The sequence below is a fragment of the Pelomicrobium sp. G1 genome, assembly GCF_051905455.1.
Lineage (GTDB): Bacteria > Pseudomonadota > Gammaproteobacteria > Burkholderiales > UBA6910 > Pelomicrobium.
Genome location: NZ_JBQACR010000001.1, coordinates 280,955 through 306,771, shown reverse-complemented (window position 1 = coordinate 306,771; position 25,817 = coordinate 280,955). Strand labels below are relative to the sequence as shown.

The following is a 25,817-nucleotide window of genomic DNA, read 5'->3' as shown; positions in this document are numbered from 1 at the left end:
TTCCCCAATCCCCCGCCTCGACCTGAATAACTAAACCGTCGCCGCCAACTCCCGAGGTAGAGGAAACCGGCTCGCTCCACGCCAAGGAACTGGCCAAAAGCAAGCTCAAGGGAGCGGCAGACAAAGTAAAGAGACGCATCGGCGGACACCGGCCACTTGAACGGGTTCTGAACCTCCATGAGCATGCCCCGTGCCATTCCCCTCTCCGGTTTATTTCTCTCAAAAATACAGGAAGTTGTGAACATTCACGGTCCGCTTGGCGGGGACCGGGGTGGATGGGTCTGGCCATCCTGGTGCATCGTTTACCCCTTGTGCACCATACTGGTGCGCCGTAACGTCGCTGGTCCAGTTCAGGGGAGTCCGAAATCTCTATCCAAAAAGAAGCTGAAATACCGGCCCTTTGTGAAATTGCGGGTTAAAATTCAGCTCACCCATGAACTCACGGAACAATCGCTGAGTCTTACAGGGCAATGAAACGCCGGCCTTTCCCCCGGATTTTCCACCGTACGCTCGCGGTGCTGGGCCTGTTGCTCGTTGTGCAGACGGGCCTGGCGGCCCAGATTTGCCTGGCCATCCTGGGCAGTGCACCGTCAGCGGCGGCCGCCCAGGCGGCTGGCGGCGCTCCCGACCTGGCCACGGCCCCGTGCTGCGACCATGCTCCGAAGCCCGCCGATTGCCTGGCCAATCCCTACGGCCTGGAGCCAGGTGTGCCCATGGAGCTGCCGTCGGCGAATCTCGTCCCGCCCCTGCTCGTGGCGTGGGCCGCGCACCCCTTGCCGAGGCCCGAAGCCGGTGCCCGGCCGCCTTTGGCAAGCCCCCGTTCCGAAGTCCCCATCCCCATCCGCCTGCACCGCTACCTCAGTTAGCCTGGGGGGCGCGCGGTTACCCTACGCCCGCGGTCTGTGCTCGCGCGCGCAGCGTCTTCGTCGTCCCTTCCCGGACGCTTGCCCGACGTTCCCGAAAGAAGCGGGACCTGCGGGGAGCATCCAGGCATTGACGGATGTCACTCCATCGATGGGAGCATCTTTGATGAAAAAACGAAAACCCTTCTTCGGGCCCTTGGTTCTGCCGTTCATCGCGGCCCTCGCCTTGGCCCTGCCGGGGGCGGTTTCCGCCCAGTCCGGCGTCACCCTCACCCACGTGCACGGCCTTGCCTACAGCGCCGACGGTACGCGGCTCTACATCCCGAGCCATCACGGCCTTGCGATCTATAACGAAGGGCATTGGGCCAAGGCCCCCGGACCGCAACACGACTACATGGGCTTCTCGGCCACCCGGGAGCGGTTCTACAGCAGCGGGCACCCGGCCCCCGGGACCGGGTTCAAGAACCCGTTCGGCCTCATCCGCAGCGACGACGACGGCAAGAGCTGGCAGCGCCTCGGCCTGGAAGGGGAATCCGATTTTCACGTGCTCGCCACCGGGTACGAAACCAACGCGGTCTATGTCTACAACCCGCACCCCAATTCGCGCATGCCCCGGCGCGGCCTCCACTACACCCTGGACGACGGTTTCGCCTGGCGCCCCGCTGAAGCCAAGGGGCTCGCCGGGGACGTCATCGGCCTCGCCGTGCATCCGAGCGATCCCAAGACGGTGGCCGCCGCGACCCAAAGCGGGATCTTCCTCTCGAAGGATGCCGGCGCCACCTTCGAGCCAGTGATGACGGGAGTCCAAGGTCTCGCCGTGTTCTTCGACCTGGACGGCAAGCGCCTGTGGGCCGCGACTTTCCACGGCCAGCCGGCCCTCACCCAGGTGGATCTGGCAACCCGCGGGAAAAAGCCCGTGACCCTGCCCCCGCTCACGCGGGACGCCGTGGCCTACATCGCCCAGAACCCCAAGCGCCGGGACGAATACGCCATCGCCACCTTCGAGCGCAGCGTCTATCTCACCCGGGATGGGGGCAAGACGTGGACCCAGATCGCCGACCGGGGACGCACCTTGTGAGTCCAGGCATTCCAGTCCGGGAGCTTGCGCCATGAGCGAAACCGAGAAGCCGCCGTTTCCGAAGTGGATCTCCCGGTTGATCGCCGGCGGGATCATTGCCTTCGCCGCCGGGTTTGTCGCGTTCGCCTACTGGGCGACGCGCCCGGACGCGCCGGAGGCGAGGTGGCCGCGTTCCGACGCGCCCCGTGCGGAGGGATCCCGCCAGGGCACGACCGCGGCCCCAGGGGCGGACGCAGCTCTGGTGGCCCTTGGAAAGAGCGTTTACGACCGCCACTGTGCCGCCTGCCATGGCGCCAACCTGGAAGGCCAGCCCGACTGGCAGCGCCGTCGTCCAGACGGGCGCATGCCCGCCCCGCCCCATGACGACTCGGGCCACACCTGGCATCACCCCGAGCCCGTGCTCTTCGGCATCGTCAAGCACGGGCTCGTCCCGCCCTACGCGCCCCCCGGCTACCAGAGCGACATGCCAGCGTTCAAGGACATCCTCTCCGACGAAGAGATCCGGGCGGCGTTGGCCTTCATCGAGAGCCGCTGGTCACCGAAAGTCATCGAGTGGCGCAAGGAAGCCCTGGCGGAGCAGGAGGTGAAATGACGAGTCGCAGCGCCTTCGAAGCGCTTTTCGCGCCGCGCTGGGTCCGGGACCTGCAATCGTGGCGCTTCATTTTTCTTGCCTACGTCCCCACCCTGGCGGCGCTGAGCCTCGCCTGGGAGGTCGCCCAGCTCCCCCTCTACACCCTGTGGGCGTCGGCCCTGCCCGAGATCGCCTTCGCCGTCGCCCATTGCACCGGCGGCGACGTGCTGATCGGCCTCTCGGCCCTCTTCACCGCCCTCCTCCTCACCCGCGCCGGAGCGCTGCCCCAATGGCGCTGGCCCTGGGTGACCGCGGTCGCGGTGACCGCCGGTACGGGCTACACCGTCTATAGCGAGTGGCTCAACACCGCCGTGCGCAAGAGCTGGGCCTATTCGGAGCTGATGCCCGTCGTGCCGCACCTGGAGGTGGGCCTGTCGCCCCTCGCCCAGTGGCTCGTGGTGCCGGCGGCTTCCCTATGGATCGCGCGCCGCCTTTTCCTGGGAAACCGAATCCAGCCGGCCGGGAGCAGCGTCGCGAAAGAGGAGAGGAGAAACACGATGAACACGCTCTGGCTGCCCGCCGCGCTGAGCCTGGCGCTCCTCGGTACCGCCGTTCCCGCGGATGCCGATGCCGCGGGCGATCCCGCCCGGGGCGCCCAGGCCTTCCGCGCCTGCGCAGCGTGCCACTCCATCGAGCCGGGACAGCACCTGACGGGCCCGAGCCTGGCCGATGTCTTCGGGCGCAAAGCGGCGACGGTGGAAGGTTTCCAGCGCTACTCCAAGGCGCTCAAGGATTCCGGCGTGGTGTGGGACGAAAAGACCCTGGACGTTTGGCTACAGGATCCAGCGAAGCTCATTCCAGGCAACCTCATGACCTTCCGCGGCATCCCCGACGCCCGCGTGCGCGCCGACCTGATCGCCTATCTGAAGGCGGCCTCCGAGGGCAAAGCGGCTTCCGCCCCGACCGGCAGAGGCGGCATGATGCAGGCGCCTCGGCTTGCCGATCTCAAGAAGGCCGACCCGGAGAGCCTGGTCAAGGAAATCCGCTACTGCCGCGACACCTACCACGTCACCACCGCCGACGGCGAGACGTTTCCCATCTGGGAATTCAACCTGCGGTTCAAGACCGATTCCAGCGATCGGGGACCCAGGAAGGGCCAACCAGTGCTGTTCGGCGCCGGCATGATGGGCGACCGGGCCTTCGTGGTGTTTTCGGACCCGGCCGAGATCTCGGCCTTCGTCAAGAACCAGTGCCCATAGACGCGAATGACCCCTAAAGCGAATAACGCCGGCAGCACCCCCGCCGCCCAGCCGCGCCGCGCGCTGCGCTGGACCGCGCTCGTACCCGTGGCGCTGTTTGCGGGAATCGTCACCTTGTTCGCGGTCGGTTTGACCCGCGATCCGCGGGAGATTCCTTCGCCCCTCGTCGGCAAGCCGGTGCCTCCATTCGACCTGCCGCCGGTGAAGGGCCGCTCGCTGGGGCTCGCGAGCCGCGACCTCAAGGGCGAGGTGTCCCTGGTCAACGTCTTCGCCTCCTGGTGCGTCGCTTGCCGGATCGAGCACCCCATTTTTTTGCAACTCCAGCGCGAAGGCCTTATCCCTATCCACGGGCTCAACTACAAGGACCGGCCGGACGACGCGGCCGCCTGGCTGGACACTCTGGGGGATCCCTATACCCGCACCGGCGCGGATCTCGACGGCCGGGTCGCCATCGACTGGGGCGTCTACGGAGTGCCGGAGACGTTCCTGATCGACCCCAACGGCCGGATCGCCTACAAGCACATCGGGCCCATCACCCCCGAAGTCCTGGAACAAAAGCTTCGCCCGCTGATCGCCCGGCTGCAGGCCGAAGCAGCCTCCGCGGGCGCTTCGAATCCGCGCCCGGGAGGCTCGCCGTGAACAGGACCGGGCTCATCGCGGCGGGCCTGGCCGTGCTCGGCCTCTCGGTCGCGGGCGTGGTTCGCGAATTGAGCACGGCGCGGGACGAGACCCGCGGCGATCCGACCCCGGAAGTCGCCGCCGACGGAAAACTCCCGGGATTCGCCCCCGTCGAGGCCCGGCGTCCCGTGCCGCCGCTGCGCTTCGTCGACGCAGACGGCAAGCCGCGCGCCCTCGCCGATTTCCGCGGGCGCGTGATCCTGCTCAACCTCTGGGCCACCTGGTGCCCGCCCTGCCGCAAGGAGATGCCTAGCCTTGCCCGGCTGCAGGAAAAGCTCGGCGGCCCGGACTTCGAGGTGGTGGCCCTGTCCATCGACCGGGGAGGCCTCTTCGCGGTGCAAAGTTTCTTCGACGAAATGGATCTTCGCCATCTCAAGATCTACGTGGACGCTAGCGCGGAGGCGATGGCGGCGCTGGGCGCGGTCGGGCTTCCCACGACGCTGCTGGTGGACCGCAAAGGGCGGGAGCTCTGGCGCGTGGTGGGGCCCGTGGAATGGGACAAACCCGAGGTCGTGGAGCGCATCCGGCGCTACTTGAAGGACGGCGCTCGCGAATCGTGAATCCGTGATGATTCGATTGACCGTATTGCTTCTGAGCCTCGGGCTCTTCGCCGCGTTTTCCGCTCGGGCCCACTCCCCCGACGAAGTGCTGCGGGAGCTGCGGGAAAAGGAGCCCTACCTCCAGCTCGCGGACCGGGAAGCGCCGGGCTTCGCCCTGGAAGACCCGTCCGGCCGGAAAGTCGCCCTCGCCGATTTCCGCGGCAAGGTGGTGGTTCTCAACTTCATCTACTCGCGCTGCACCGACGTCTGCCCGCTGCACAGCGAGCTGATCGCCCGGATCCAGGAGCAGGTCAACACCACGCTGATGCGCGACCAGGTGCAGTTCATCACGGTTGCGACCGACACCGAGGACGCCGCGGCCACCGCCCAGCTCATGCGCGCCCACGGCAAGGCCCACGGCCTCGACCCCGCCAATTGGGTGTTCCTGTACCGGGGCGCCGGAAAGCCCGACACCGGGATTCAGCTTGCCAAAGCCTACGGGCTGGAGTTCACCCAGGCGGCGGAGGGCCTCCAGATGCACGGTGTGGTCACCCACGTCATCGATCAAGCGGGAATCCTGCGGGCTCGCTTTCACGGCCTCAAGGTCCAGCCGCTCAGCGTGACCGCATTCATCAACACGCTGCTCTACCCGGACCATCACGGTCCCGCTGCCGCTTCGGCGGCCGCCCCGACCGCCGCCGGCAGCCCGTCGGAGCGCAAGCCATCCTGGCCGGGCGGTGTCTTTTTCCAGGCGGCGCTGGGAGCGGGTTTCGCAGCTCTGGGCATCGGAGGGTTCCTGCTGCACCGGCGCCGCCGGCAGCGCAGGCAGCTCGTCCAAAGAGGCCCAAGCCCTGAATAACGGAAGGAGATAGATGCCATGTGGACGCGACGCCGATTTCTGTTGACCACCGCCGCCTCCGCGGCGACCCTGGCGATCCCGATCGAGGTAAAACGCGCCCTCGCCGGCGAGGAACCCGACCTGGTGCTGCGGGTCACGGCTTCTCCGGACCGCAAGCCGATCTGGTCCGGGCCCGAGACCAGGGTGCTGCGCTATCGTGCGGAAGTCCTCAAAGGGCGGCGGGACGCGGTGCGCCCCGCTTCGAGCTATCTGGGTCCCACGCTGGAATTGCGGCGCGGCGAGCGGGTGCGCATCCATTTCGAGAACCGAATGAACGAGCCCAGCATCATCCACTGGCACGGGATGATCGTGCCGGACGTGGCCGACGGCCATCCCCATCACGCAGTCGGCCCGGGGAGCGAATACATCTATGACTTCACCGTGCGAAACCCGGCGGGGACTTATCTCTACCACCCCCATCCCCACGGGCTCACCGGCAAGCAGGTGTACTACGGCCTGGCAGGGCTTTTGATCGTGCGGGAACGGGGGGAGCTGACCTACGGCCTTCCCGCGCCCGAGCACGAGTTGAGCCTGGTCATCCAAGACCGGCGCATCGGCCGGGAAAACCAGTTCGCGTTCAAGCGCATGATGATGGACGACATGAACGGCGTGCTGGGCGACACGGTGCTCGTGAACGGCTTGCCCGATGCGGCGTTCAAGGTCTCCCCTCGCAGTTACCGGTTGCGGCTCGCCAACGTGTCCAACGCGCGGATCTACAAGCTCGCCTGGTCCGACGGCCGCCCGATGCGCGTCATTGCCACCGACAACGGCCTCCTCTCCTCGGCGGAGGGCACCCAGACCCGTCCGTACGTGGTGCTGGCGCCGTTCGAGCGGGTCGAGCTGCTGGAGGACTTCGGCGAGCGCCGCGCCGGCGCGGAGGTCGCCCTGGTGAGCCAGGCGTTTTCCGGCCTGGAGATGATGGATGGAATGATGGATGGCATGATGGGTGGAGGCTCCGGAGGCATGTCTGGGGGCATGATGGGCCGCGACATGGGCGGAATGATGGGTGGAATGATGGGCCGTGGCATGGGCGGCATGATGGGCGGGATGATGAGAGGCATGATGGGCTCCGGCCAGGGCGAGGAGCTTCTGGTCGCCCGCTTCACCGTTTCGACCGAAGCGCGCGTGCGCAGCGAAGCGCTCCGCCTCCCCGAGCCGACGTCCGATGTGCGCGAAGGGAAGCATGCGATTTACACCCAACTCGCGTTTCGCCACATGCGAGGTTTTTTCAACGGACGCCGCTTCGAGATGGGGGTGGTCGCGGACGACGAGCGCCTTCCCCTGAACGAAGGGACCGTGTGGACGTTTTCCAACGACGGGCCGGGAATGCCCATGCCCCATCCCATCCACATCCATGGGGTGCGTTTCCGCATCCTCGAACGCAGCGGCGGGAACATACCCGAGGACCTGCGGGAGGGATTGATCGACGCGGGCTACAAGGACACCTTCCTGATCTTTCCCGACGAGCGGGTGCGCGTGCTCGTCGCGCCCACGGAGCCGGGACTTTTCATGTACCACTGCCACAACCTGGAGCATGAAGACGGCGGCATGATGCGCAACTGCCTGTTCGGATCGGACGCTACGGGGAAAGGATGAGCCTCGTAGGGTGCGCTCTAGCGCACCGCTGCCTGGTTTACAGGCCACGGCAGCGCGTTCCGCTGCGCTCTACGCACCCTGCGAAACCCGGTTACCGCAAGTTTCCGTGGGTCCCTCTCCCGGCGGGAGAGGGACAGGGAGAGGGTCCGCCTGGGAAGGGACGGGCTGTCATTCGGGTATACAACGCTCAGTACACGGTCCCCTAGTGGCCTGTCCCGAAAATAACTTGTGCAAGGTTGAGCATGACGATCGGACCTCCTGGCCCACCTGCGAGCACCTCCCCTCGGCGAGGTATTTCCGGGACAAGACACTAGCATGATCGAAAGTTCCGCCATCGGCCTGACCGCCGCCTTCGTGGCAGGCATCGTTTCGTTTCTTTCCCCCTGCGTGCTGCCGCTGGTGCCCGCCTACGTTTCCTATGTCGCCGGCAAGTCGCTACATGGTTCAGCACTGCAGATGGACGCTCGCACCCGGTTGAATGCGGCGGTCATGAGCCTGTTCTTCGTCCTGGGTTTCAGCACCGTCTTCATCGCCTTAGGCGCCAGCGCCACGGCCCTCGGCCGGTTGCTGCTCCAGTACCGGTATGAAGCGAACATCGTGGGCGGTGCCATCATCATCGTCTTTGGGCTTTTCATGCTGGGCATGATGCGCCACGTGTCCTGGTTTCACCGGGACCTGCGCTTCCACCCTCGGCTCGCCGGGGGGCATCCCGCGGCCGCCTTCGTGCTAGGGCTCGCGTTCGGCTTCGGCTGGACGCCGTGCATCGGCCCGGTGCTGGGCGTGATCCTCACCGCCGGCGCCATGCAGGAGTCCATATCGACGGGCGTCAGGCTGCTCACCGCCTACGCCCTCGGCCTCGGCGTGCCGTTCCTGCTCTCCGCGCTCTTCCTGCGGGAGCTGCTGGGCCGACTGAAGGCCTTGCGCCACGCCGGCCGGCCGCTCCAGGCGGCGGCTGGCGTCGTCATGGTGCTCATGGGTATTGCCATGATGACGGGCCAGCTCACGGCGTTCAGCTACTGGCTGCTGGAAACCTTCCCGGCCCTGGGGCGCATCGGATAAAGCCCGTCAAATAGGCGGATAATAGCCGGTGCGAAGGGACGGCCCGCTCACGGGTTGTCCACCTCGAACCGGGCCTATCTGGGCAGGTCATATCGCTTCCAAACGGAACGAAGGAAGGGATCATGAGTTTTTACGACAAGTGGATCCTGCCGCGGCTCACCGACCTGGCGATGCGGAACAAGGAGGCCACCCGCTACCGGGCCCAGCTTCTCCCCCAGGCCCGGGGCGTCACCCTGGAGGTCGGGGTCGGCTCCGGGCTCAACCTGCCCTTTTACGGGCCGCAGGTGGATCGGCTCTATGCGGTCGATCCGTCGGAAGAGCTCCTGCGCATGGCGGAGAAAAAGGTGCGTGGAGCGCCTTTCCCGGTGGAGCTTCTCGCCCGCTCGGCCGAGGAGATTCCGATCGATGACCGTTCCATCGACACCGTGGTCACCACCTGGAGCCTGTGCAGCATCCCCAATCCCCTCAAGGCGCTCGCCGAAATGCGGCGGGTGCTGAAACCGGGAGGCGTGCTGCTCTTCGCCGAGCACGGGCTCGCGCCGGAAGCCTCGGTCCAGCGCTGGCAGCGCCGGCTCAACCCCCTGTGGAACAAGCTCGCCGGCGGCTGTAACCTAGACCGGAAAATGGACGAACTGGTCCGGGGGGCGGGTTTCCGCATCCTGGAGCTCGCCACGGAATACGCGAAAGGACCGCGGCCGATGAGCTACATCTATTTCGGCCGCGCGGCGCCGGGATGAGTGGAATACGCAACCGCCGAATGTCAACCGCCGAATTGCCCCGCCGAGTTTCTATCGGTATACTCTGGCTTGCCCCGCCGAGTTTCTATCGGTATACTCTGGCACCCATGAAGTACAAGGTCGCGACCATCTGGTCGTTCATTTTTGCCCTTCTACTGAATCTGCTGGCTTCTGCTCCGCAGCTGTCGGCGGCGGCGCTGGAGCAGCCGCTGGAAACGTGGAGACTCGCTCCAGACGCTGGGAGCAAAGCTGATCCCGCGGCGCCTGATCGTTTCAACGGAAACGTTTACGACACTTGCCTTAGCCATCTCGGCTTTCATTTCCTGGGGCAGCCGGTGATCATTGGCCCCATAGCCACCGCGCCTTTGCCCACGGCCCGGCCCGCAATGGGCCCGTCTTCCCTCATTCCTAGTCTCTCGCCCAAGGGCCTTTACCGACCTCCCCGTACCTTCTTCCGAGCCTAGCCGTTCCAGTTTGTGAACCGCGGCGTTGCGCGCGTAGGCGCGCGTGCCGAGCTCGCGAAGGAAACCCATGGTGGACACCCATACCCGCGCGCGGCTGCCGCGCGCTACGGCGGCGCTTGCGCTGGCCCTTGCGCTTGCCGCCTCTTCGGCGGCGGCCGAAACGTACACCTTTGATCAGGCCATCGAGCTCGCCGAACGGACTAACCCCGCCTTGCAGTCAGCGCAGGCTGCCCTCAGGGCAGCGGAAGGAGAGAAGACGGAGTCCGATGCACCGCTACGGAACAACCCGGAACTCTCCGGAGAGCACCGCTGGCGGACCACGCCAGTGCCCGGGTTAGCCGACGAAAAGGTCCGCGAGTGGCAACTGGGCATCGCCCAGACGTTCGAGATCGCCGGACAGCAGGGCTACCGGCGCCAGGCGGCCGAGGCGGCGCTCGCAGAAGCGAAGGAAAACGTCGAAGCCGTGCGCCGCAGGATCCTGGCCGAGGTGGAGCAACGATTCTTCAAGCTGCTCGCGCTCCAAGAACGCTTGGCGCTCGAGCAGCGATCACTCGAGCTAATAGAAAACGCCGCCCGGCTGACGCAGCGGCGAGTCGCTGCCGGCGAGGACAGCCGCCTCGCGGGAAATCTCGCCCGCGTGGAAGCGGAACGGGCGCGGAACCAGATTGCCATGCTGGAGGAACAACTGATCGACGCCCGCTCCGAGCTGGCAGCGACGCTGCAGCTTCCCCAAGGAGTGGCACCGCAGGCGGTCGGAGATCTGTCCACGCCTCCACCGGCGTATACCCTCCGGGAATTGCTCGACGCCGCAACCCAGCGGCCCGACCTGCGGGTCTTGGGACACCGGGAACGGGCCGCCCGGGGCCGCCTGTCCTTGGAGCGCGCGAGCGTGTATCCGGATATTACCGTCGGGCTATTCACCGAGCGCGAAAGCTCGAACACGAGTCGCGAACGCATTAACGGCCTGAGTCTCTCGATTCCCTTGCCCTTGTTTCGCCGCAACGAGGCAGGCATCGGCCGGGCCACGACGGAGCTGACCCAGGTCGAGATCGAGCGCCGTCGCGCGCTGCGCGACGCCCGGGCGGAAGTGAGCGCCCTGTGGAGCAAGCTGCAGAGCCTGCGCACCCGGGTCGATCGCCTTGCCGGCTCCGTGTTGCCGAGCCTGGACGAGAACCAGCGGCTCTCCGCCAAGGCCTACGAAGCGGGGGAAATCGGGCTGGTCGAGCTGCTGCTGGTGAACCGTCAGACGCTGGACGCCCGCCGCGAGCTGCTGGAAGCGGAGGCCGAGCTGCGCCTGGTACAGGCTGAGCTCGCACGTGCAGCCGGGATTCCCTCGCTGTCCGGCCGCTGACCATTTCGAACACTGTTTCCCTTGGAGCACCCCATGAAACCGAACTTCGTGGGTCCCGCCGCGGCGCTGGCCCTGTTCATCGCATCGCTCGCCCTCGCCGCCTGTGGCGAGAACCGTCCCGCCGATACCACGGTTTCGTCACCTACCGGCAGGTACGCCGATGAGAAAGCACACAATGGGGAAAGCCGTGACGCCCACATCGGGGAAAACGTGCTCAAGCTCTCCGCGGAGGAGCGGAAAAAGGCCGGTGTTCGGGTCGAAGCCGTGGCCGAGGGAAAGGTGAGCGAAACGCTCACTGTCACCGCCACCATCCGCCCTAATCGCGAGCGCTACGCCCTGGTGACGCCGCAGGTCGGCGGGCGTGTCGTCAAGGTGAACGCCGCCCTCGGCGAGCGGGTGCGAGCCGGCCAGGCGCTGGCACTCATCGACAGCGCCGAACTGGGCGACGCCTACGCCGCCTTGCGCCAGGCGCGGAGCGAGCATGCCGTGGCGCTGGCAGCATTCCAGCGCGCCGAAAAGCTCCGCACCGAGCAGGTTATCCCGGAGAAGGGCTTCCTCGAAGCCCAAGGTAACCTGGAGAAGGCGAGCGCGGCCCTGCGCGCTGCCGAAGACCGGTTGCGCCTTTTGGGAGGTTCGCCCAAGGAGGAAGGCGCCGGGACTTCGGTGGCGCCGGTGCTGGCGCCATTCGCCGGAATGATCGTGGAGAAGTCGGCCGTGATGGGCGAAGTAGTGGCCAGGGACAAGGTGCTTTTCACCGTCGTCGACCTGTCGGTCGCGTGGATCGAGGCCGCCGTCTTCGAGCGGGATTTGGCCAAGGTGCGCGTCGGTGCCCCGGCGGTGGTAATGGTCGCCGCCTACCCGGAAGAATCATTCCGCGGGGAAATCGCCTACATCGACAGCGTGCTGGACAAGGAAACACGCACGGTAAAGGTGCGGATCGAAGTCCCGAACCGGGACGGCCGCCTGAAGCTCGGCATGTTCGCCAGCGCCGCCATCGAAACCCCCGGCCGGCGCTCAGGCCTCAGCGTGCCCGACGAAGCGGTGGTGCTGGTGCAAGGGCGGCCCACCGTGTTCGTCGAGGAGGGCGAAGGCTTCGAGGCGCGCACCGTCGAGACCGGCGAGCGCATCGGCGGCCGAACGCTGATCGCCTCCGGCCTCGCGCCCGGGGAGAAGGTGGCAGTGGCGGGAGCTTACGCGCTGAAAGCCCGCATGCTCAAGTCGCAGCTCGGCGAAGGCCACGCCCACTGAGGAGCCGCCATGCTGAATGCCATCGTCGACCTCTCCCTGCGTTACCGCGTCCTGGTGCTGCTCGGGTTTGCGCTGATCGCTTTTCTCGGCGCACGCGCCTGGCAGCAGGTGCCGGTGGACGCCTTTCCCGACGTCACCCCCAACCAGGTCAACATCTACACAGAATCGCCGGGCCTTGCCGCCGAGGACGTGGAAAACCTGCTTACCATCCCGATCGAAACGTCCATGGCCGGTCTTCCCGGGGTGGAGTACATCCGCTCGGTCTCGCTGTTCGGCCTGTCCTACGTCAGCGTGTATTTCCGCGACGACGTGGACATCTATTTCGCCCGTCGATTGGTGAACGAGCGCCTGCAGGACGCCAAGGGGCGAATCCCGCCTGGCTACGGGGAACCGGAACTTGGTCCCAACAGCTCCGGCCTGGGCCAGGTGTTCTGGTATACGGTCGAATCTGCGGACCGCAAGCTTTCCGCAATGGACCTTCGCACGCTGCACGACTGGAGCGTCCGGCTGTTGCTGCGCACGGCGCCCGGTGTCGACGACGTGACGTCCTGGGGTGGGTTCGAACGGCAGTACCAGGTGCTGATCGATCCGCGCAAGCTGATCAAGTACGGCCTCACGTTCAGGACGGTGATGGAGGCACTCGCCGCCAACAACCGCCAGGTGGGCGGGCAGTACGTAAACCTGGGACGGGAACAGTACCTGGTTCGCGGCCTAGGCCTGGTGGGCTCCGTCGCGGACATCGAGAGCATCGTGGTGGCCGAACGGGAAGGCATCCCGATCCGGGTGCTGGACGTGGCGCGGGTCCAAGAGGGACCGGCATTGCGCTTCGGCGCGGTTACGCGCAACGGCGAGGAGACGGTCCTTGGCATCGCGCTTGCCCGCATCGGGGAAAACGCTAAGAACGTGGCCGATGCGGTGAAGCAGAAGCTCGCCCTGGCCAAGCAGGCGCTCCCCGCGGGCGTCGCCATCAACCCGGTATACGACCGCACCGATATCGTGGAAAAAGCGCTCTCCACTGCAGAGCGGGTGCTGGTCGAAGGAGCGGTGCTGGTGGCGATCATCCTCTTTCTGTTCCTTGGCGAGCTGCGTTCTGCGCTGGTGGTGATCGTCACTCTGCCGCTCGCCATGCTGATCGCCTTCATCCTCATGCAGCATTTCGGCCTTTCCGCCAATCTCATGTCCTTGGCCGGCCTCGCCATCGGCATCGGCATGATGGTGGACGGCGCCGTGGTGATGGTGGAAAACAGCTTCCGGCTGCTCGCCCATTTAGGCGGCAGGCAGTTGAACCGCACTCACGTGATCCTGGAGGCGGCGCGAGAAGTGGCCAACCCCATCGCGTTCGCCATCCTGATCATCATCGTGGTGTTCCTGCCGCTGTTTTCGCTGACAGGCCTGGAGGGCAAGCTGTTCAAGCCCATGGCCTATACCATCAGCTTCGCCATGGCAGGGTCGCTGCTCCTCACCCTGACGCTGGTGCCGGTGCTCTCGTCCCTGGTGCTCAAGCCTAGCGCCGAGCGGGAGACTGCACTGATGCGCTGGGCCAAGGCGGGGTACTTGCCTCTACTGCAGTGGGCCCTCGATCGCAAGCGGGTGGTGGCCGGGATCGGGCTGGCGCTGCTGGTTGCGGCGGCGGCCGTTTTCCCCTTCCTCGGTAAGGAGTTCATGCCGACCCTGCAGGAGGGCGCCATCATGTTTCGCGTAACCGGCATACCGTCGACCTCGTTGGAGGAATCGGTGCGCGTGTCCAGGCAGATGAGCGCTGTCCTCCGGGAACGTTTTCCCCAGACTACGTCGGTGGTCGCCACCATCGGCCGAGCCGAGAAAGGCGAAACCACGGACGCCAACTACATGGAGGTGCTGGTGGAGGTAAAACCGCAGAGTGAGTGGCCCGAAAAGCTGAGCATGCCGGAACTTTCCGACCGCATGCGCGACACCCTGGAGAAGGAAATTCCCACGGTGGTATTCTCCGCCACACAGCCTATCCAGATGCGGGTCGAAGAGCTGATCTCGGGCGTGCGCGCGACCCTGGCGCTGAAGGTCTACGGGCCCGAGCTGGCCATGCTTGACCGCCTGGCGGAACAAATAAAGCCGGTGCTGGAGTCTGTGCCCGGGATCGCCAACCTGTCGCTGGAAGCCAACAAGGGCAAACCGCAGGTGGTGGTGAAAGTGGACCGCGACCGAGCCGCGCGCTACGGCATCAACGCCGACGAGCTGCTGGAGGTGGTCCGCGCGGGCATAGGCGGCGAGGCGGTGAGCACGCTGATCGACGGCAACCGCCGCTTCGACATCGTGGTGCGGCTGGATGAGCCGTTCCGCAACAGCGTTCGTGCCATCGAAAGCGTCCCTGTGCGCACTGGCGAGGGTGCCCTGGTACCCCTATCGGCGCTCGCCACGGTGACCACCGACGAGGGTTACACCTTCGTCCGGCGCGAGCAGTTGAGCCGCTACGCAGTGTTGCAGATGGACGTTCGGGGACGCGACGTGGACGGCTTCGTCCGGGAGGCGCAAGCCAAGATCCTGGCCCAGGTCGATCTGCCGGAGGGCTACTGGATCCAGTGGGGTGGCGCCTTCGAGAACCAGCAGCGAGCGCTCGCTCGGTTGGCAGTCATCGTCCCGCTCACCATCGGGCTCATCTTCGTGCTGCTGTACACGGCGTTTAACTCGCTCACCTACGCGGCGCTCATCATCGCCAACGTGCCGTTTGCGGTGATCGGCGGGGTGTTCGGGCTCTTCGTGACCGGGCAGTACGTCTCGGTACCGTCGGCGATTGGGTTCATTGCGGTGTTCGGCGTGGCGATGCTCAACGGCATCGTGCTCGTCTCCTTATTCAACGAGCTGCGCCGCAGGGGCTATTCCGTGCGCGAAGCGGTACGCGAGGGTGCAGCACTGCGCCTGCGGCCGGTCCTGATGACCGCGTCGGTCGCGATCCTCGGCCTGATTCCGATGCTCCTTTCGCAAGGAGTCGGCGCGGAGACCCAGCGGCCGCTTGCCACGGTGGTGGTGGGTGGTCTCTTCACCTCCACCACCCTCACCCTGCTGATACTGCCGCTCGCCTACGAATGGGTCGAAACTTGGCGCGAGCGGCGGCAAGAGGCAATGACCAACGACAACGCCAACGGAGGACAGCCATGAAAGAGATCAAGGCCTTCGTTCACTTGAACCGGGTCGCCGATGTGATCCAGGCGCTGAGCGATGCGGGCTACCTCGGTTCGGGGGGCCCGGCCGCATGCCACAACCTCAACGTTTCCCATACCGAGAGCCTGCTGCGCGCGCTGGACTCCGCCGAACAGCGATATTCGATGGAACTGGCGCGGTCGGTCATCCGCGAGGCCAAGCTTGAGCTTCTGTGCAGGGACGACGACGCCTCGGCCATCGTTGATCTCATCGAAAAGTACGGGCGAACCGGGCAGCAGGAGGCGGGCTGGGTCCTGGTGAGCGCGGTGGAGCAAGCCGTGCGTATCAGCGGCGCGCGCGTTTAAGCCATCGCACCTTGCCCGCCTGGCATCGGGAAGGAGCGCCACACGCCCGGGGCGGTGTTCAACTGGCGCAATGGTCCGAGTGCAAGCACTGATGGTGATCGGCCAACACTTCGATCACGCGGCAATCGGCCACCTGGCCGCCGGCGCATTGGGCGATCATACGGTTCAGTTCCTCCCGGAGCGCAACCAGCCGCCCGATACGGCGCTCCACCTGCTCCAACTGCTCCCGCGCGATGCGGTCGGCAACAGTGCACGTTTGCTCGGGGTGATCGGCAAGCCGCAGCAGCTCGCGGATCGCCGGCAACGGGAATCCCAGCTCCCGGCTGTGGCGGATGAACAAAGTTCCCGGCCGGCGCCCGGGGGTCGAATGCCACACCAGAGGCTCGGCACGAGACTCCCGGATCCGCCAGAGGTCCGCGGACCGCAAAGCTGCGGTACCGACCGCTGCCAAATCGTAACGGCCGGAACAGGCGGCCACCCCGAGCCCGCACCCGGACGCACGTTCCGGGTCCAGGGGTTGGACTGCGCTGACGAAGTCCAGGCGTTGCAGGCCGCTGTCGGTCCGGTAGTCGGCGGCGCGGACCGGCTCGCCTTCGACGTGATCAACTGGCGCATGACCGTGGCGGAGAGCGCATCCCAGGTGCCGGATCGGGTCATCCTCGAGGCCGTTGCGCGGACCGGGATGCGCGCCGAGCGCCTGTCCCCTGGCGCACCACCGGCGGGCTTTGACACCCGACGCCACTCCGCACAGGCGTGGCTCACCGCATTGAGCGGGATCGCTACGGCGGCGGGCTTCGTGCTGGACATCTTGTGGGCGGGCGGGCTCCACGAGGCCTTGCGGCTGCCCGGCGGCCACGAGGCCAACGCAACGCCACTTCCGGTGATGGCCGCCTACGCGCTGGCGATCCTGCTTGGCGGACGCTACGTGATCGTCAAAGCGTGGCACGCCGCGAGGCAGCTGCGACCGGACATGAATCTGCTCATGACCATCGCCGTCGCTGGTGGGCGCGTCGCTGCTGGTGGTCGCCAACGCGCTGTGGCTCCTGTCGGCAACCGATGTGCCCACAACCGTGTCCTCGATCAACCCACCTGCAGCAGCCGCAGTGGAGCGAGGAAGCTCCTCATAGCCTGAGCCACCCGCGGCGGTGGATAGCGTGGGCGGCCATGCCGGCAACGAAAGCGAGCCCCACGTTCCACACCGCGAGCCCCGCCGTCACCAGGGTGATGAACCGCTCCCGCTTGTCGCGGCTGAATTCGCACGCCCCGAGGGCGAGCTGGGCGCCGGTGAGGAACAGGATCACGCCGAGGATCGGCTGCGGCAGCAGGCGGAACAGGGCCTCCACCGAGCCGCTGAAAAACAACCCGAGCACCGTGAGAAGGGCGCCGAGGATGATGAGGGCGCCGCCGGTGCGGGCGCCGAAGCGCACGTGCCCGGCCATTCCGCCCGCGCCGTGGCACATGGGCACACCGCCCACTGTAGCGCCGAACAGGTTGAGCACGCCGGTGGAAGTGGCCACCGTGCGCTCGGAGACCTTGCGGTCGGGGAACAGGCGGTTGTTCTCCTCGGTGATGGCAATGATGGCGTTGCCCAGGGTGAGGGGAACCTGAGGCAGCGCCAGGAACACGGCGCCGATCAGGAAGGCGTCCAGCGTCAGGCCGGAAAGGGCGAACGAGGGCAGTCGCAGCTCGAGCCGCGCCTCCACCAGGCTTCCGATAAGCTCCGGGCTCTGCACTGCGCCCGCGCCGAACCCGAACAGGAGCAGCGCGAACATGGCGGGAAACGTGCGGTTGGTGAGCAGCAGCACGGTCCCCGCCAGCCCGAAAGCGCTCAGGAGCCATCCCTTCGACATCCATTTGGCGCCCTGCAGCATGAAGCTCATGCCCAGGCCAAGAACAATCCCGACCACTACCGGCCGAGCCACCAGGCGCGCCACCCGGTCGGCGGCACCGGTAAGCCCGAGAGCGAGCCAGACGAGCCCCGTGACCAGGGATGCGCCGTACACCGCCGCGGGCGTAACGACGAAGGTCTGGGCCGCCTGGGCCGTGGCGATGGCCCCCACCGCCTTCATGGGCTGCACCGGGAACGGGGTGCGATAGTAGGCGCCGCACACCAGCATCGGAATCCCGAACCCGAGGAGTATTCCAAGAGGATCCATCTTCAGGACGCCGATGTAGGCGACGACGAAGGGGATCAGCGTCCCGAGATCCCCGAACGCCCCGGCCCATTCCAGGCGGTCGAAGCGGTTGCCCCGGACAGCTTCCGGCGCGGAGGCGGAGTCGGACTTCTCGATGGGTTTCATGCAGAGATTTTAACCGGCTCGTTCCCGAACCGCTCGAGGACGGTGCATCCGGTCAAACAGGGGAATCGCGGAAGGCGTCCCCGTTTCGGGCCGTCGGACGCCTGCCCCGGACCAGGAGGATCGTCAGGGCGAGGGCGCTGAAAGCGGCCCCCGCGATAAACGTGAACGAAGCTCCGAACCGGTCCCACAGCAGCCCCGCCAAAGCGCTGGCGAGGAGCATGGCGAGGCCGCTCATCAGATTGAAGAAGCCGTAGGCGGTGCCCCTCAATTCCGCCGGCGCGGCGTCGGCCACCATGGTCGCCAAGAGCCCCTGGGTGATGCCCATGTGCAAGCCCCACAAAGCGATGCCGGTCCCTACCCAGCCCCAGTGGTGGCTATACGCCAGCGAGAGGTCCGCGCCGATCAGGATGGAAAGCCCCAGTACCAGCAGTCGGGTGTGGCTCATCCGGTCGGAAAGCCTGCCGAAGGGATAGGCCGAAGCCGCATAGACCACGTTCATGCCGATCAGCACCAGGGGCGCGAGGGCCACGGGCAATCCTCCCTGCTGGGCGCGCAGGATGAGAAACGCCTCGGAAAAGCGCGCCAGGGTGAACACGGCGCCGATCGCCACCACCCACCAGTAGGCGGCCGACAGCCGGCGCAGGCTCTCCCGGCGGATCGGATGGACGATCCCCTGCCCCGCCTGCCGTTCCGGCTCCCGCACGCCGAAGAAGAGGAGCGCCACCGCCAGAAACCCGGGGATGACGGCCACCCAGAACACGGCCCGGAAATCGTTCGCCCACAGCAGCATCAACCCCATGGCGAGCAGGGGCCCGAGAAAGGCCCCCACCGTGTCGAGGGATTGGCGCAGACCAAAGGCCGCCCCGCGCACTTCGGGGGGCGCGATGTCCGCCACCAGCGCATCTCGCGGCGCTCCGCGGATGCCCTTGCCCACCCGGTCCATGAGCCGCGCGACGAGGACCAGGCCGGCGCTCGTCGCCAGGGCGAACAAGGGTTTGGAAAGCGCTCCCAACCCGTAGCCCAGGAGGGTCAGGGGCTTGCGCTTTCCCCAGTAGTCGGAAAGCGTCCCCGAGAACACCTTCACGATCAGGGCGGTCGCTTCCCCCAGCCCCTCGATCAGCCCGACCACGACGGCGCTGGCACCCACGGCCGTCACCAGGAAGACCGGCAGCAGGCTGTGGATCATCTCCGAGGAGATGTCCATGAGGAGGCTGACGAAGCCGAGCGCCCAGATGGCGGGCGGAATGCCAGGGCCGGCAGAGCTGGCAATGCTTCGAACGGGTGCAGCGGCTTTCATGGGTGGTTTTTCTTGTTGCGCAGATTCCATGGAGATCCCTGTTCCTTTATTTTATTTGGATTCCGTATCGGGCGCTTCTCCTCCCAAAGCCCGCAATGCCGCCGCGCGGACCGCATGGGCGGGATGCAATTCGAGCAAGCGCTCAAGCGCCCCCACTCCGGGGTGCCGGCCCTCTATCCGTGCCAGGCTCCGGACGATCTCTAACCCCTCAACCACGTCCACCGGATGGCGCAAGGCACAGTCCACCAGGGCCGAGGCCGCGTCCGGCTCGCCCTGCCAGCCGAGGGCGATGATCGCACGCATGCGCACCTCCGACAACGGGTGTCGTAAGGCGTGCAGGAGCCTCGCGCGGTAGTCCCTTTCCTTCAGTCGCTCTTGATCCTCTCCGCAGTGGGGACAGACCCGCGCTTCGGCCGGCATCAGAGCGAAGCATTCGAGGCAAAAACAGGGTTGTCGTTCCACGTGCTCCAGTCCAGTCTCCCGGCCTCTACGATCACGTGCGGCTGGCGAGAGGCGTCTTCCCCTCACCCCAAATAGAGGAAGTGTCCAAACCCACCGGCTCAGCCTCGCAAGGTGGCTACCAGTCGCTGAGGATAAAGAAGTAGATCCAAGGCGTCGCGAATATCCCGCACGATGACCTGCGCGCTCGTCAGGGTATCTCCCCAAGCGCCTTCCTGCTGCACAACAGCGATTGCCAGCGCTGCAGCCTTCAACATCAGATGATCGTTGCGGCCGTTGCCGATGCAGGCGCAACCGGCGCCGAGATGCTCCACGTAGACTCGTTTCGCTTCGGCCTGGCCCCGCTGCGGCAGGATCGACAATTGACACGGAAGCCCCGCCAGGCGTGCGCGGGCCGTGCCGAAGGTGTCGCCGGTCACCACGTGGATGCTGAGCGCAGCGGACAGCCGCTGCAGACGCTCGCGCACATCCGGCAAAAGCTCGCCGTCGAGGGCCAGCGTGCCGTTGTAATCCAAAACGAGATGCATGAGCTCTACCGTGGCGAAATCGGGGATGTCAACTCTCAACACAGCAAAAGTCTTTCCTCAGCGCACCACCAGGACGGCGCACTCCGCGTAGCTGATCACCCGGTGGGTAACCGAGCCCAGCCGCCACCGGTCGAACGCACCCCGGCCACGGTGACCAAGGACGATCAGATCCACGGCCTGCCGCCCGGCGTATTCGAGGATTTGTTGCGCCGGATGTCCGACCGCGATCTGCAGCGACGCCATGATCCCCTGTCGATCGATCTGCTGCTTGAGCTTATCGAGCAGGCTCTGATGGTAGTCGCGCGAATGCTCGATGACTGCTTCAGTTTCCACGTCCTCGCCGAATTCCGGCACTTGGGCGACCGTCAATACGCAGAGCTCGGCTTGATAGCGGCTCGCCAGCTCAGCCGCCATGGCGAACGCCTTGGTGGAAGGCTCGGAACCATCGTAGGCCAACAAGATTTTCTTGATCATGTTTTTGCCTCCAATTTTGCCTTCGTGCCAGCCACGGTTGTGTCCTCCTGGGAACTAACTTCCTTTTTCAGGTGCAGATGGTGATGCGGAAAGAAGAAGGCGTTGGCGATCAGGGTCGGGATCACAGCACTGCCGATGACCGCGGCCACCAAGGCCGAGTACTGCGCCTGGTCGATGATCTGGCGCGATAATCCGAACAGCGCCGAGATGGTGCCGAAGGTGAGCCCTGTCGACATAAGCAGCGTGGTGTAGGTCGCCTCCTTCCCCGGTGCACCGTAAGCCTTGGTTACCGGGAACACGCCGATAAACTTGGTCCCCATCTTCACGAACAGCAACAAAAGAAACGCTCCCGGGGCAGCCATCAGCGCTGGCAACGAGACGAAAGAGCCGGCACGAATAAAATAGAATGGGGTGAGCAAACCGAAAGTGAGCGTGCGCAGGCGCCGCACCAAGGCATGATCCCTGCCCACGGTGCCCGCCAACACCATGCCGATCAAGTAGGCGGGGAGCACTGCCTCGCTATCGGCCCAAACGGCGAGCGCTCCCATGCCGAACAAGAAGAAAAGCAGAAACTTCGCCTCCAGCTCCGAGGGCCGGTTGCCATAGCGCCGGAAAGCGAGTACCGTCTTGCCATAATCAGTCATGTTGAAGCCGAACTCCAGCATTACGGCATAGACCACGGCCACCGAGGTCGTGGACATGGCGATGCCGGCGAGCCAGCTTGCCCACGGATCCCAGCCCAGAAGCCATCGGGCGGCGGCAGCGCAGCCCAAAAAAGGGACAAAAAAGCTTGCTAGACCGACAGCGGCCGCCTCCTTCCATTTAAGCCTAAAGACCTCGGGATCGAGCTCTGCGCCCGCGAGAAAGGTGAGCACGATGGCTCCGGTACCGGAAAGGAACTTGATCCACGAGGCATCCGCCCCCAAGGCTGCGGTGCCAGCCGCGGCGCCGATGAAGAGCTGGGCGATGGTGCCTACTACGATTTCGGACAGGGCGGTCGCAACGCGCAGCCAGATGGAAAGAAGGCTCGCCGCGAGCGCCAACCCGAGCCACAAAGCCGCCAGCGTCCAGGTTTCGGTCATAGTCTCACTCCTTGCGGCTCCTCCGCCACAGACGGCGGATCGCCCTCGTCCGGGTTGAGCACGCCGAAGCGGGCCGGGATGTGGGCGTAGAAAACCCGAATTTTCTCCCGCTCGACCCGTTCCAGCAGCCGCCTGGCTTCCTCCGGCGTGACGATGAACTCCACCTCCACGGTAAGGGTGCCGGCCAGCTCGAAGAAGTGGTTCTCGTGCAGCACGTGGTGCCGCCCGAATCCGGCCATGGCGCGGAATGCCGAGCCGCCGCGGATGCCCATGCGGTTGGCCTGCTCCAGCAGCCATTCCCACAGGAGGGTGTGGCGGTGGCGTGCGTTCTCGTGCACGTAGAAGCGGAGAAAAGCGCCTTCCATGGTGTCCCCTTCCATCGAATCATGCGCTCGATATGAGCTGCACACTCAAAATTCCCAGCCCTGTGAGCAGCAGCGCGCCGAACAAGTGCAGGCCTATCGCTCCGAGCGCCCAGAGATATTCGCCGCGAGCGATCAGGGATACGATCTCGGCGGAAAAGGTGGAAAAAGTGCTCAAACCGCCCAGAAAACCGGTCATGGTCATGAGCCGCGTCTCCGGTGGCAGGCCCGGATGCTTATTGAAGAAGGCAACAGCCACGCCGATCAGGAAGCCGGCAAGCAGGTTGGCAGCCAAGGTGCCGAGAGGAAGGGTAGGAAAAACGGGGTTTAGTCGATGGCCCAGCCACCAGCGCAACATCGCCCCGAGAGTGGCGCCCAAGCTGATGGCGGCAAAGCCAGAGGTACCCATCGCGCTCCTTTCTTGTTGGGTTCTTGGTGAACCGGAGCGCTGGGCGCGGGCCGAAACGTCGGAGATTTCAGATGAGCCTACGCGTCCCGAACGCTCCCGGAAACAACCGTAGGCATCATCAGCCGGCCGGAGGTAGGCCAGGCGGTTAAGGGAGGAATGCCATCTCCTTAACATAAAGTATACGCTTGTAGTCGGTCCCGCAGCAACAGGGCCGCGGGCGTTTGCGCAGCCGCAGGTCGATCGTGATCCCGGATGCCTTCTCCTTCAGCCTGTGAGGCCGGGCACGACGATGAAATATGAGTTGAGTAGGTAGAGGCCGGAGGCGATCAGAATCACGCCTCCGGCGATTTCGAAGGCCTTCTGACGCGTGCGCAAGCCTTTCAGGCTCTCCAGCCACCCTACCGCCGCCGCGCTGAGAATAATCGGCACCACGCGGCCGAGGGCAAAGGCGAGGAGCAAGACGGTGCCGAACAGGGGCGAGCCGATCCCGGCGACGATGCCGAGCAGGATCACGAGGGCGGGCGTGCAGAAGGGGCAGATGGCCACGGAAAACGGCACGCCCAGCGAAAAAGCGCCCCACGCGGTCGCCGCGGGCCTGGCGCGCAGCCGGAGCGTGGGAAGCGGAAGTTTCAGCCAGCCGGGCCACGCGAGGCCCAGCACGATCAAGAGCGGTCCCAGCACCAGTCCCCACTCGCGACCCATGAGCCGCTGCAGGCCGTTTCCGCCGAGCCCCGCGCTCAACCCGAGCAGGGCATGGGTGATCACCATCCCGAGAACGAACATCCCGCCATAGAGAAACGCCCGACCGGGCGCATGAGCCTTGGTGACATACGCCAGCGACACCGGGATCGCCGCAAGCGCCACCGGGTTGAAGCTGAACAGGAACCCAATCACGAAGCCGGCGGCCAGCGAAGCGAGGCTAGCCTGCTCGAGCGTCTGGCGCAGCGACTCAACGTCCATCGCGTTCTCTCCGGGGACCGGCCCCATCCGCACCGGCCATGCGCTCGAGCCGCTCGCGCAACTCCCGCCCGAACCGCTGGGCGCTGGGCAGCACCGGGAAAACCAGCGCCCCGTCGATGGCGATCGCCGGCGGGCTGGTCACGCCCAGCTCCACCGCGTAGTCCATTTCCTCCAGAACGTCCACCTCCCGCCAGCTCACCTTGTCCCGGCCGAAACCCTCGGCGATGGACTTGAGCGTCTCGCGAGCCCGCGCACATTTGTCGCAGCCGGGCGTTGTAAAAACCTCCACCTTAATCATCGCGCTGGGAAGGTCAGGTCTTGCGTGAACGGTTCCGTTGTCCCTCGTTCGCCACGCTGCTTTCAAGCGCATCGAGAATCGGGCATTCGTCCAGCGGCCTGGCTCCACCGTCGCAGATGTCGATCAGGCCGCTGAGCGCCTGGGACATGGCCCTGAGCGCCTTGATCTTGCCCTCTACCTGCAGCTTCTTTTGAATCACAACGCTGCGCACGTCGTTGCAGCAGGCATCGTCGTGGGTCTTCAGCTCCAGCAGCTCGCGAATCTCGGCGAGGGAAAAGCCGCACTGCTGCGCGTGCCTGACAAACCCAAGCCGCCGTACCGCCTCCGGCGTATAAAGGCGATAACCCGCCGGGCTCTTGCGAACCGGCGCGAGCAGCCCTTCCTTTTCGTAGTAGCGGATCGTGTCGATGCCGACCTCGGCCCGGCTCGCCACCTGGCCAATGGTCAGCGTATCGTGCCTGCACAAGGATGACGCGCCCGACACCACCTCCGCATCAGGGCCCGGCTTTCCTGACCTCGACGGGCGTTGCGACCCTGTCGCCTTCTTGCGTGACATGCGCGATGCTCGCTTGCTTTCCGTATTGGTTAGACCTGCGTCATCCTTCAAAGGTCGGCGTACTCCCTGCGCTCGCGCCAGCCGAGTCCCGTCACGGCCCGAGCCGCCCATCAAGCACGGGCTCTGGTCCGAGCTTCCGGCAAGGGCCTCCGCGCGGGTGACCACGATCACGGCACGGCCGGGGGGATGTTCTACTGCGATCGAGAATCACCATGCAGGATTCACCGGCGATGAGCCGGCATGCAATAGCCCGCGTTTCCGCCCGGCCAGATCCCCTCAACGCCCGGGCCGCCATTTCTGGATCCTGCTATTGAGGAAATCCGCCACGAACACCGTTCCATCTTCGGCAACCGCCACCGCGATCGCATGCCGAAACTGTCCCGGGCCACTGCCCCGTTTGCCGAAGGTGGTCAGGAAGGTGCCGTCCGGCGCGAACTTCTGGACCCGGTCGTTGTAGAAGTCGGCGACGAACACGCCGCCGTCCGGCCCGACGGCGATGCCGGTCACGGTGGCGAACCAGCCGTTGAACGGCCCGTGGACGTTCATCGCGAAGGGACCGCCCCACTTGCGCAGGAAACGCCCGTCGGGCGCGAACGCCTGCACCCGGTCCGCGTAGCCGTCGGCGACGAAGAGCGTCCCGTCCGGCGCCAGCGCCACGTCGGTGGGATAGACAAACTCGCCCGCCCAAATTCCCGGCTTTCCGGTCGTTCCCCACTGGCGAATAAACGTGCCGTCGCCTTTGAGACGCTGGATCCGATGATTGTAGAAGTCCGCGACGAAGACGTCGCCGTTGCCGGCCACCGCGACGCCCCCGGGCGCGTTGAACTCGCCCGGCCCGCTTCCTGGCCGGCCGAACGCGCGCTTCGGCGTGCCGTCGAGGGCGAATACCTGGATGCGATCGTTGAAGTACTCGGGCACGTAGAGCTCGCCGTCGCGAACGTAGAGGTTCATGGGGCGACCCAGTTCGCCCGTGCCCTCGCCGGTGCGGCCGAACTGACGCTTGAAATTGCCATCGAAGTCGAACACCTGGATACGCCCGTTGCGGGAATCCGCCACGAACACCTCCCCGCCCGCCACGGCGATGCCCGTCGGATCGTCGAACTGGCCGGGACCGTCGCCTTTTTCGCCCCAGGCTTTGACGAACGCGTAGGCGGGCTCTTTGGCGGACGGGATGAAAGCGAAGCCGCCGAGCGCGGCAAGCGAGGCCAGGACGAGAATCGTCCATCCCGCGTACTTGCCGATTACGGCGAGCGTCATGCGCTCCCCACCGCGA

Annotated in this window: 28 protein-coding genes, 1 pseudogene and 1 riboswitch; of the genes and pseudogenes, 16 read left to right on the top strand and 13 right to left on the bottom strand. The window is 65.8% G+C overall.

What is annotated here, in order from left to right:
* The first annotated feature begins 470 nt into the window (after positions 1-470).
* The 15 genes from ACTFO6_RS01530 (at position 471) to ACTFO6_RS01460 (ending at position 15,820) form a co-directional block, all read left to right on the top strand.
* Positions 471-866 (top strand): hypothetical protein, encoded by a 396-nt coding sequence (locus ACTFO6_RS01530; protein WP_333840304.1) that lies wholly within the window; start codon positions 471-473, stop codon positions 864-866.
* Between the two features lie 163 nt (positions 867-1,029).
* Positions 1,030-1,941 (top strand): F510_1955 family glycosylhydrolase, encoded by a 912-nt coding sequence (locus tag ACTFO6_RS01525; protein ID WP_333840302.1) that lies wholly within the window; start codon positions 1,030-1,032, stop codon positions 1,939-1,941.
* A 31-nt stretch (positions 1,942-1,972) separates the two neighbouring features.
* The gene (locus tag ACTFO6_RS01520; RefSeq protein WP_333840300.1) at positions 1,973-2,533 is read left to right on the top strand and encodes a c-type cytochrome; all 561 of its coding nucleotides are present in this window, start codon (positions 1,973-1,975) and stop codon (positions 2,531-2,533) included.
* Positions 2,530-3,771 carry a c-type cytochrome gene (locus ACTFO6_RS01515; RefSeq protein WP_333840298.1) on the top strand — a complete coding sequence of 414 codons (1,242 nt, stop codon included), beginning with the start codon at positions 2,530-2,532 and terminating at the stop codon, positions 3,769-3,771. The genes ACTFO6_RS01520 and ACTFO6_RS01515 overlap by 4 nt, the downstream gene beginning before the upstream one ends.
* A 6-nt stretch (positions 3,772-3,777) precedes the next feature.
* Positions 3,778-4,410, top strand: a complete 633-nt coding sequence (locus ACTFO6_RS01510; RefSeq protein ID WP_333840296.1) for a DsbE family thiol:disulfide interchange protein — start codon at positions 3,778-3,780, stop codon at positions 4,408-4,410.
* Complete coding sequence (locus tag ACTFO6_RS01505; protein ID WP_333840294.1) at positions 4,407-5,009, top strand: TlpA family protein disulfide reductase; 603 nt, start codon at positions 4,407-4,409, stop codon at positions 5,007-5,009. Before ACTFO6_RS01510 ends, ACTFO6_RS01505 begins: the two co-directional genes overlap by 4 nt.
* Before the next feature lie 7 nt (positions 5,010-5,016).
* The gene (locus tag ACTFO6_RS01500; RefSeq protein ID WP_333840292.1) at positions 5,017-5,847 is read left to right on the top strand and encodes an SCO family protein; all 831 of its coding nucleotides are present in this window, start codon (positions 5,017-5,019) and stop codon (positions 5,845-5,847) included.
* Between the two features lie 18 nt (positions 5,848-5,865).
* On the top strand, positions 5,866-7,482 hold the full coding sequence (locus ACTFO6_RS01495; RefSeq protein WP_333840290.1) for a multicopper oxidase family protein: 1,617 nt from the start codon (positions 5,866-5,868) through the stop codon (positions 7,480-7,482).
* 315 nt (positions 7,483-7,797) lie between these two features.
* Positions 7,798-8,541, top strand: a complete 744-nt coding sequence (locus ACTFO6_RS01490; protein WP_333840288.1) for a cytochrome c biogenesis CcdA family protein — start codon at positions 7,798-7,800, stop codon at positions 8,539-8,541.
* Positions 8,542-8,663: 122 nt separating this feature from the next.
* Entirely contained in the window at positions 8,664-9,278 is a 615-nt protein-coding gene (locus ACTFO6_RS01485; protein ID WP_333840286.1) for a class I SAM-dependent methyltransferase, read from the top strand.
* 107 nt (positions 9,279-9,385) lie between these two features.
* On the top strand, positions 9,386-9,742 hold the full coding sequence (locus ACTFO6_RS01480; RefSeq protein ID WP_333840284.1) for a hypothetical protein: 357 nt from the start codon (positions 9,386-9,388) through the stop codon (positions 9,740-9,742).
* Positions 9,743-9,809: 67 nt separating this feature from the next.
* Complete coding sequence (locus tag ACTFO6_RS01475; protein ID WP_333840282.1) at positions 9,810-11,093, top strand: TolC family protein; 1,284 nt, start codon at positions 9,810-9,812, stop codon at positions 11,091-11,093.
* A gap of 33 nt (positions 11,094-11,126) precedes the next feature.
* Positions 11,127-12,341, top strand: a complete 1,215-nt coding sequence (locus tag ACTFO6_RS01470; protein ID WP_333840281.1) for an efflux RND transporter periplasmic adaptor subunit — start codon at positions 11,127-11,129, stop codon at positions 12,339-12,341.
* 9 nt (positions 12,342-12,350) lie between these two features.
* Complete coding sequence (locus ACTFO6_RS01465; RefSeq protein ID WP_333840279.1) at positions 12,351-15,473, top strand: efflux RND transporter permease subunit; 3,123 nt, start codon at positions 12,351-12,353, stop codon at positions 15,471-15,473.
* The gene (locus ACTFO6_RS01460; protein WP_333840277.1) at positions 15,470-15,820 is read left to right on the top strand and encodes a P-II family nitrogen regulator; all 351 of its coding nucleotides are present in this window, start codon (positions 15,470-15,472) and stop codon (positions 15,818-15,820) included. The genes ACTFO6_RS01465 and ACTFO6_RS01460 overlap by 4 nt, the downstream gene beginning before the upstream one ends.
* Positions 15,821-15,878: 58 nt before the next feature.
* On the opposite strand, the pseudogene ACTFO6_RS01455 reads toward ACTFO6_RS01460, so the two are convergent.
* Positions 15,879-16,157, bottom strand: a pseudogene (locus ACTFO6_RS01455) (MerR family DNA-binding protein); the annotation flags it as partial.
* A 180-nt stretch (positions 16,158-16,337) separates the two neighbouring features.
* On the opposite strand from ACTFO6_RS01455, the gene ACTFO6_RS01450 reads away from it, so the two are divergent.
* On the top strand, positions 16,338-16,952 hold the full coding sequence (locus ACTFO6_RS01450) for a hypothetical protein (RefSeq protein WP_333840275.1): 615 nt from the start codon (positions 16,338-16,340) through the stop codon (positions 16,950-16,952).
* Here the strand turns inward: ACTFO6_RS01450 and ACTFO6_RS01445 are convergent.
* The 12 genes from ACTFO6_RS01445 to ACTFO6_RS01390 all read right to left on the bottom strand — a co-directional run bounded on the left by ACTFO6_RS01445 (position 16,942) and on the right by ACTFO6_RS01390 (position 25,801).
* Positions 16,942-18,120 carry a putative sulfate/molybdate transporter gene (locus tag ACTFO6_RS01445; protein WP_333840273.1) on the bottom strand — a complete coding sequence of 393 codons (1,179 nt, stop codon included), beginning with the start codon at positions 18,118-18,120 and terminating at the stop codon, positions 16,942-16,944. The genes ACTFO6_RS01450 and ACTFO6_RS01445 overlap by 11 nt on opposite strands.
* Positions 18,121-18,172: 52 nt before the next feature.
* The gene (locus tag ACTFO6_RS01440) at positions 18,173-19,417 is read right to left on the bottom strand and encodes an MFS transporter (RefSeq protein WP_333840271.1); all 1,245 of its coding nucleotides are present in this window, start codon (positions 19,415-19,417) and stop codon (positions 18,173-18,175) included.
* 51 nt (positions 19,418-19,468) lie between these two features.
* Entirely contained in the window at positions 19,469-19,837 is a 369-nt protein-coding gene (locus ACTFO6_RS01435) for a HEAT repeat domain-containing protein (RefSeq protein ID WP_333840269.1), read from the bottom strand.
* A 140-nt stretch (positions 19,838-19,977) separates the two neighbouring features.
* Positions 19,978-20,445: an HAD family hydrolase gene (locus ACTFO6_RS01430; protein WP_333840267.1), complete on the bottom strand. Its 468-nt coding sequence runs from the start codon at positions 20,443-20,445 to the stop codon at positions 19,978-19,980.
* A 15-nt stretch (positions 20,446-20,460) separates the two neighbouring features.
* Entirely contained in the window at positions 20,461-20,877 is a 417-nt protein-coding gene (locus ACTFO6_RS01425; RefSeq protein ID WP_333840265.1) for a universal stress protein, read from the bottom strand.
* Positions 20,874-21,959: a cation:proton antiporter gene (locus ACTFO6_RS01420; protein WP_439932671.1), complete on the bottom strand. Its 1,086-nt coding sequence runs from the start codon at positions 21,957-21,959 to the stop codon at positions 20,874-20,876. The genes ACTFO6_RS01425 and ACTFO6_RS01420 overlap by 4 nt, the downstream gene beginning before the upstream one ends.
* Positions 21,956-22,324, bottom strand: a complete 369-nt coding sequence (locus ACTFO6_RS01415) for a DUF190 domain-containing protein (protein WP_439932785.1) — start codon at positions 22,322-22,324, stop codon at positions 21,956-21,958. The genes ACTFO6_RS01420 and ACTFO6_RS01415 overlap by 4 nt, the downstream gene beginning before the upstream one ends.
* Positions 22,325-22,343: 19 nt before the next feature.
* A complete protein-coding gene (gene crcB, locus ACTFO6_RS01410; RefSeq protein WP_439932670.1) occupies positions 22,344-22,730 on the bottom strand; it encodes a fluoride efflux transporter CrcB in 387 nt (128 codons plus the stop codon).
* Between the two features lie 102 nt (positions 22,731-22,832).
* Positions 22,833-22,906, bottom strand: a riboswitch (Fluoride riboswitch).
* Positions 22,907-22,994: 88 nt separating this feature from the next.
* Complete coding sequence (locus ACTFO6_RS01405; RefSeq protein WP_439932669.1) at positions 22,995-23,717, bottom strand: cytochrome c biogenesis CcdA family protein; 723 nt, start codon at positions 23,715-23,717, stop codon at positions 22,995-22,997.
* On the bottom strand, positions 23,680-23,988 hold the full coding sequence (locus ACTFO6_RS01400; protein WP_439932668.1) for a glutaredoxin domain-containing protein: 309 nt from the start codon (positions 23,986-23,988) through the stop codon (positions 23,680-23,682). Before ACTFO6_RS01400 ends, ACTFO6_RS01405 begins: the two co-directional genes overlap by 38 nt.
* 13 nt (positions 23,989-24,001) lie before the next feature.
* Positions 24,002-24,544, bottom strand: coding sequence for a heavy metal-responsive transcriptional regulator (locus tag ACTFO6_RS01395; protein ID WP_439932667.1), 543 nt, complete (start codon positions 24,542-24,544; stop codon positions 24,002-24,004).
* A 276-nt stretch (positions 24,545-24,820) separates the two neighbouring features.
* Positions 24,821-25,801 (bottom strand): NHL repeat-containing protein, encoded by a 981-nt coding sequence (locus ACTFO6_RS01390; protein ID WP_439932666.1) that lies wholly within the window; start codon positions 25,799-25,801, stop codon positions 24,821-24,823.
* Between the last annotated feature and the right edge of the window lie 16 nt (positions 25,802-25,817).

What these genes read in the sequence shown, in the direction of transcription:
- ACTFO6_RS01495 (WP_333840290.1), top strand. Translation starts at nt 5,866, where the DNA reads ATGTGGACGCGACGCCGATTTCTGTTGACCACCGCCGCCTCCGCGGCG.
- ACTFO6_RS01400 (WP_439932668.1), bottom strand. Translation starts at nt 23,988, where the DNA reads ATGATTAAGGTGGAGGTTTTTACAACGCCCGGCTGCGACAAATGTGCG.
- ACTFO6_RS01445 (WP_333840273.1), bottom strand. Translation starts at nt 18,120, where the DNA reads ATGAAACCCATCGAGAAGTCCGACTCCGCCTCCGCGCCGGAAGCTGTC.
- crcB (WP_439932670.1), bottom strand. Translation starts at nt 22,730, where the DNA reads ATGGGTACCTCTGGCTTTGCCGCCATCAGCTTGGGCGCCACTCTCGGG.
- ACTFO6_RS01415 (WP_439932785.1), bottom strand. Translation starts at nt 22,324, where the DNA reads ATGGAAGGCGCTTTTCTCCGCTTCTACGTGCACGAGAACGCACGCCAC.
- ACTFO6_RS01420 (WP_439932671.1), bottom strand. Translation starts at nt 21,959, where the DNA reads ATGACCGAAACCTGGACGCTGGCGGCTTTGTGGCTCGGGTTGGCGCTC.
- ACTFO6_RS01490 (WP_333840288.1), top strand. Translation starts at nt 7,798, where the DNA reads ATGATCGAAAGTTCCGCCATCGGCCTGACCGCCGCCTTCGTGGCAGGC.
- ACTFO6_RS01520 (WP_333840300.1), top strand. Translation starts at nt 1,973, where the DNA reads ATGAGCGAAACCGAGAAGCCGCCGTTTCCGAAGTGGATCTCCCGGTTG.
- ACTFO6_RS01470 (WP_333840281.1), top strand. Translation starts at nt 11,127, where the DNA reads ATGAAACCGAACTTCGTGGGTCCCGCCGCGGCGCTGGCCCTGTTCATC.
- ACTFO6_RS01465 (WP_333840279.1), top strand. Translation starts at nt 12,351, where the DNA reads ATGCTGAATGCCATCGTCGACCTCTCCCTGCGTTACCGCGTCCTGGTG.
- ACTFO6_RS01405 (WP_439932669.1), bottom strand. Translation starts at nt 23,717, where the DNA reads ATGGGGCCGGTCCCCGGAGAGAACGCGATGGACGTTGAGTCGCTGCGC.
- ACTFO6_RS01435 (WP_333840269.1), bottom strand. Translation starts at nt 19,837, where the DNA reads ATGCCGGCCGAAGCGCGGGTCTGTCCCCACTGCGGAGAGGATCAAGAG.
- ACTFO6_RS01425 (WP_333840265.1), bottom strand. Translation starts at nt 20,877, where the DNA reads ATGATCAAGAAAATCTTGTTGGCCTACGATGGTTCCGAGCCTTCCACC.
- ACTFO6_RS01530 (WP_333840304.1), top strand. Translation starts at nt 471, where the DNA reads ATGAAACGCCGGCCTTTCCCCCGGATTTTCCACCGTACGCTCGCGGTG.
- ACTFO6_RS01480 (WP_333840284.1), top strand. Translation starts at nt 9,386, where the DNA reads ATGAAGTACAAGGTCGCGACCATCTGGTCGTTCATTTTTGCCCTTCTA.
- ACTFO6_RS01485 (WP_333840286.1), top strand. Translation starts at nt 8,664, where the DNA reads ATGAGTTTTTACGACAAGTGGATCCTGCCGCGGCTCACCGACCTGGCG.
- ACTFO6_RS01510 (WP_333840296.1), top strand. Translation starts at nt 3,778, where the DNA reads ATGACCCCTAAAGCGAATAACGCCGGCAGCACCCCCGCCGCCCAGCCG.
- ACTFO6_RS01460 (WP_333840277.1), top strand. Translation starts at nt 15,470, where the DNA reads ATGAAAGAGATCAAGGCCTTCGTTCACTTGAACCGGGTCGCCGATGTG.
- ACTFO6_RS01500 (WP_333840292.1), top strand. Translation starts at nt 5,017, where the DNA reads ATGATTCGATTGACCGTATTGCTTCTGAGCCTCGGGCTCTTCGCCGCG.
- ACTFO6_RS01440 (WP_333840271.1), bottom strand. Translation starts at nt 19,417, where the DNA reads ATGAAAGCCGCTGCACCCGTTCGAAGCATTGCCAGCTCTGCCGGCCCT.
- ACTFO6_RS01515 (WP_333840298.1), top strand. Translation starts at nt 2,530, where the DNA reads ATGACGAGTCGCAGCGCCTTCGAAGCGCTTTTCGCGCCGCGCTGGGTC.
- ACTFO6_RS01390 (WP_439932666.1), bottom strand. Translation starts at nt 25,801, where the DNA reads ATGACGCTCGCCGTAATCGGCAAGTACGCGGGATGGACGATTCTCGTC.
- ACTFO6_RS01475 (WP_333840282.1), top strand. Translation starts at nt 9,810, where the DNA reads ATGGTGGACACCCATACCCGCGCGCGGCTGCCGCGCGCTACGGCGGCG.
- ACTFO6_RS01395 (WP_439932667.1), bottom strand. Translation starts at nt 24,544, where the DNA reads ATGTCACGCAAGAAGGCGACAGGGTCGCAACGCCCGTCGAGGTCAGGA.
- ACTFO6_RS01525 (WP_333840302.1), top strand. Translation starts at nt 1,030, where the DNA reads ATGAAAAAACGAAAACCCTTCTTCGGGCCCTTGGTTCTGCCGTTCATC.